We start from the raw sequence: 1,269 nt of genomic DNA on the forward strand, positions 1-1,269 counted from the left end.
GCCCGGTTACATTCCGAACCCGGAAGCTAAGCCTTTCAGCGCCGATGGTACTGCAGGGGGGACCCTGTGGGAGAGTAGGACGCCGCCGAACAATCTTTCAAAGGACCCTTGGTCCAGCGTTCAACGCTGGACCAAGGGTCCTTTTGTTTTTTTACACCTCTTTACGCCGAAGCGCGGCCATGGGTTGGTTGCGCAAGAATGACTAGCGGTACCCCGAAGACAGGAGTCACACCCATGTCCAACTCTCCCGACGATCGTCCGGAGCGCGAGCCTCGGCGCAACGACGGCGGTGACAGGGGCGGCTACCGCGGGGGCCGTGACGACCGTGGCGGTGACCGTGGTGGCTTCCGCCGCGACGACCGTGGTGGCCGTCCGACCGGTGGTGGCGGCGGTTTCCGCCGTGACGACCGTGGTGGGCGTCCCGCCGGCGGCGACCGTCCCTCCGGTGGTGGCTACCGCGGTGGCGGCGGCGACCGCCCCGCAGGTGGCGGCTACCGCGGTGGCAGTGACCGCCCGGCCGGCGGCGGCTACCGTGGCGGCGGCGACCGTCCCTCCGGTGGCGGCTTCCGCGGCGGCGACCGTCCGACCGGTGGTGGCGGCGGTTTCCGTCGTGACGACCGTGGTGGCGACCGCCCCTCGTTCCCGCGTCGCGATGACGACCGCGGTGGTTTCCGCGGCGGCCGTGACGACCGTGGTGGGGACCGTCCGTCCTACCCGCGTCGTGATGACGACCGTGGTGGCCGTCCCACGGGTGGTGGCGGCGGTTTCCGTCGTGACGATCGTGGTGGGGACCGTCCCTCGTACCCGCGTCGTGATGACGACCGTGGTGGCCGTCCGACCGGTGGTGGCGGCGGTTTCCGTCGCGATGACCGTGGTGGGGACCGTCCGTCCTACCCGCGTCGTGATGACGACCGTGGTGGCCGTCCGACCGGTGGTGGCGGCGGTTTCCGTCGTGACGATCGTGGTGGGGACCGTCCCTCGTACCCGCGTCGTGATGACGACCGTGGTGGCCGTCCCACGGGTGGTGGCGGCGGTTTCCGTCGCGATGACCGTGGTGGCGACCGTCCGTCCTACCCGCGTCGCGATGACCGTCCGTCGTACCCGCGTCGTGACGATGACCGTGGTGGCCGTCCCACCGGTGGTGGCGACCGTCCCTCGTACCCGCGTCGTGACGACCGTGGTGGGGACCGTCCGTCGTACCCGCGTCGTGATGACGACCGTGGTGGTTTCCGTGGCGGTCGTGACGACCGTGGTGGCGACCGCCCCTCA

The 1,269-nt window shown here is 70.4% G+C and carries 1 protein-coding gene and 1 rRNA gene; both read left to right on the forward strand.

Features of this window, described 5'->3' with window-relative positions; all coding sequences use genetic code 11:
- Window positions 1-91 (forward strand): 5S ribosomal RNA (gene rrf / locus AC07B0_RS31510); the annotation flags it as partial.
- A gap of 225 nt (window positions 92-316) precedes the next feature.
- On the forward strand, window positions 317-1,269 hold a 953-nt coding region (locus AC07B0_RS31515), incomplete at its 3' end, for a hypothetical protein (RefSeq protein WP_478899444.1).

Source organism: Streptomyces sp. NPDC044704 (assembly GCF_056433525.1).